Genomic DNA, 3,389 nt, shown 5'->3' with positions numbered 1-3,389 from the left:
CTTGCTGTCTGCTGTGCAGGCAACGAATGTATATATTACACAGGTCTGAGAATGACGCAACTCTGATTCGGTCTTCGGCGTGTCGCGCATGCTTTGCGATGTGGTGCACGGTCTTAATATCGTTGATATTCCAAGGATTTCGGTGGATTTGTGGGTCTTTTCGTTTGTTTGTGATGGGGGTTCGGCGTCTGTCTGATCTGTGGGTCTGTTCACGGTTTTGTGGGTCTATTGGCTTGCTGATTGCGGCAGGCTGGTTTGGTGTCTGACGGGTTTATGGGTCTATTGCGTCGGATGGTGGTTTTGCAGTTCGGTTTTGTGGGTCTATCCGTTCGTCGGCGGCGTGGCCTGCGTGGTCGCGCCTGGGTTTGTGGGTCTGGTGCGTCTGTTTTGTGGGTTGATTGATATGCAGTCCGTAGTTTGTGGGTCTGAGGTGTTCAACAATTGTGGGCTAAGGCGTTCATAAGAAGATTTGTGGGTCTGTGGCATACGTGAAGAGGTGAAAATCGGCGGTTTGGCGAACGTCTAGACCCACTTTGCGGTTTTTGCGGGAGCTTAGACCCACAAAACCTATATCTTCTCGTATGTTTGCAAGATTTCCCAAGGTTTCTCGGGTGATATTCCTGCCTGTGACGGTGTCTGTCTTGTGGTCGATGGTTGCCCGTCGGTTTCGTTTGTTTTATGACTGCGGTGCCGTGAGGCGCCGTCTCGCCGCGTCGGGGTTGTCGTCGTTCGGATTTGCGTTATACTGAAGATGTTAGAAAAAGTAACAAAACCGAGCAAAAATTAACATCTCGATATCATGGCCGCTCGATGACCGAGTGGGCCGATGTCGACGATCTTCGCTCATTGTAATAGGAAGGAACACCATGACTGTTCTGGTCACTGGAGGTTGCGGCTATATCGGCGCGCATGTGGTCCACGCCCTGCATCAGGCCGGTGAGAAGGTCGTCGTCGTCGACGATCTGAGCTACGGCAAGCCGACCCGTATCGAGGGCTCGCGCCTGTACGGCATGGACATCTCCGCGCCGGGCGCCGGCGAGCGACTCGCCGAGATCCTCGACGCCGAGGACGTCGACGCCGTCATCCACTTCGCCGCCCGCAAACAGGTCGGCGAATCCGTGGAGAAGCCGCTGTGGTACTACCAGCAGAACATCGGCGGCATGCTCAACGTGCTCACCGGCATGAGCAAGTCCGAGAAGACCCGCAAGCTCGTCTTCTCCTCCTCCGCCGCCACCTACGGCGTGCCGCCGGTCGACGTGGTGCCCGAGGACGTCGTGCCGATGCTGCCCATCAACCCGTATGGCCAGACCAAGCTGTTCGGCGAGTGGATGGCCCGTGCCTGCGAGGAGCGTTACGGCATCCGCTTCTGCGCCCTGCGCTACTTCAACGTCGCCGGCTGCGGCCCCGTCGAGCTCGAGGACCCGGCCATCCTCAACCTCATCCCGATGCTGCTCGACCGCCTGAAGAAGGGCAAGGCCCCGCTCATCTTCGGCGACGACTACCCGACCCCGGACGGCACCTGCGTGCGCGACTACATCCACGTCTCCGATCTGGCCGACGCCCACCTCGCCGCCCTGAAGTACCTCGACCGCGACGAGCGCAAGTACGACGCCTTCAACGTCGGCACCGGCGAAGGCACCTCCGTGCGCCAGATCGTCGACGAGCTCAAGAAGGTCACCGGCCTGCCGTTCGAAGAGCATGTGCAGGGCCGTCGCGCCGGCGACCCGCCGCACCTGATCGGCTCCCCGAAGCGCATCAACGAGGAGATGGGCTGGCATGCCAAGTACGACGTGGAGGACATCGTCGAATCCGCATGGCGCGCATGGCAGGCCAATCCCGAGCATCACATCGATGTCGAGAACTGGAAGCAGACCGACTGACGTTTGACCGTGTCTTCCTCGTGTGCGGGCCGTCCGGATATTGCCGGGCGGCCCGTATTCGTATGCCTTCGGTATCGTGTAGTCAGACAATGTACGACATGCCGAACGTAACCGATGCCGACGCGACGGATGAAATGAACGGAGTATCAATGAGCGAGACGACGAACACCGTACCTGACGAATACCGCACCGTGGAGGGCGCGATGCCGGGGACGGCCGGGCCGGGGCGCCGCCGTGAGCTCATGTCGTTCGTGCGTCGCTCCTCCCGTCTCGACAAGCGACTCCAGAAGGCATGGGATTCCTATGCGGGGGAGTATCTGCTCGAACTGCCCGAATACGAGCATCGCGAACTCTCCATCGCCCCCGACTTCCGGTTCGACGCCGACTTCGCGGCCCGCACATGGGGCAACGACCATCCGTTGATCGTCGAGATCGGCACCGGCCAGGGCGAGAACATCGTCGCGGCCGCGCAGGCCCGACCCGACGTGAACTTCCTCGCCCTTGAGGTGTACAAGCCCGGCGTCGCCCATGCGCTGCTCAAGGCCGGCAAATACGGACTGCGCAATCTGCGCGTATGCGAGGTCAACGCGCCCGACCTCATGAAGGCCGCCGCCGACGGTCTGTTCGCCGAGGTATGGACGTTCTTCCCCGACCCGTGGCCCAAGACCAAGCATCACAAGCGCCGCATCGTACAGCCGGCACTTGCCGCCGAGGTGCACCGCGCACTGCGTCCGGGCGGCGTATGGCGCATCGCCACCGACATCGAGGACTATGCGCTGCATGTGCATGAGGTGATGGACGGCCGTGACGACTTCGAGAACGTCGGCGGCCTGACCGTGAGCCTGCCGACCGAGCACGTGAGCAAGGGCACCGCCGACATGGCCGCGCAGCTGCCACACGCCGATTTCGCCGAATCGGAACGGTTCGACGGCCGCGTGCTCACCAATTTCGAGAAGAAGGGCATCGACGCCGGCCGCGTGATTCATGACTTCACCTACCGCGCCGTGTGATTGTTCCCATCTGTCGGGAGCAATGCAACGAAGGGGAACCGCGCGTATGCTGCGGTTCCCCTTCGTCGTTGATGTCGAACGAAACGGAATCGGGCGAGACGCACGGTTCCTGTTCGTCGTTGATAACCGAACGAAAGGGAGCCGCACCTTGGCTTCGGTTCCTGTTCGTTGTGGGGGAGCGGACGGATGGGAACCGTATGGGTGTGCCTGGTTCCTGTTCGTCGTATGCGTGTGAACGGATGGGAATTGTAGGGCGTTTTCGGTTCCTGTCGGTTGGGCGGGCGTGGTGGGGATGGTCGGGAAACGTTGGGATTGCAGTATTTTGGCGGGGTATACTAATTGCGACACGCCGGGGGTTGCGCGATGTTGGTCACTCCCGTAATATCAATCGAGTTGTTCGCCCCCGTCGTCTAACGGTTAGGACATCAGACTTTCAATCTGACAACGAGAGTTCGACTCTCTCCGGGGGTACTTCAGTTGTAAGGCTGATAAACAACGA

2 protein-coding genes and 1 tRNA gene are annotated in these 3,389 nt (G+C 60.1%); all 3 read left to right on the top strand.

Annotated features, from left to right (window positions below):
• Positions 1-866: 866 nt before the first annotated feature.
• The 3 genes from galE (at position 867) to GFD18_RS10850 (ending at position 3,361) form a co-directional block, all read left to right on the top strand.
• On the top strand, positions 867-1,880 hold the full coding sequence (gene galE, locus GFD18_RS10860; RefSeq protein ID WP_100510027.1) for a UDP-glucose 4-epimerase GalE: 1,014 nt from the start codon (positions 867-869) through the stop codon (positions 1,878-1,880).
• A gap of 149 nt (positions 1,881-2,029) precedes the next feature.
• Positions 2,030-2,890 (top strand): tRNA (guanosine(46)-N7)-methyltransferase TrmB, encoded by an 861-nt coding sequence (trmB, locus tag GFD18_RS10855; protein ID WP_404801629.1) that lies wholly within the window; start codon positions 2,030-2,032, stop codon positions 2,888-2,890.
• A gap of 399 nt (positions 2,891-3,289) precedes the next feature.
• A tRNA-Glu gene (locus GFD18_RS10850) sits at positions 3,290-3,361 on the top strand.
• Positions 3,362-3,389 lie beyond the last annotated feature (28 nt).

This window comes from Bifidobacterium saimiriisciurei (assembly GCF_010667655.1).
GTDB classification, from domain to species: Bacteria; Actinomycetota; Actinomycetes; order Actinomycetales; family Bifidobacteriaceae; genus Galliscardovia; species Galliscardovia saimiriisciurei.
This window is presented reverse-complemented; position numbering and strand designations above follow the sequence as displayed.

Coding starts and splice junctions, on each gene's coding strand:
- trmB (WP_404801629.1), top strand. CDS start 2,030: ATGAGCGAGACGACGAACACCGTACCTGACGAATACCGCACCGTGGAG.
- galE (WP_100510027.1), top strand. CDS start 867: ATGACTGTTCTGGTCACTGGAGGTTGCGGCTATATCGGCGCGCATGTG.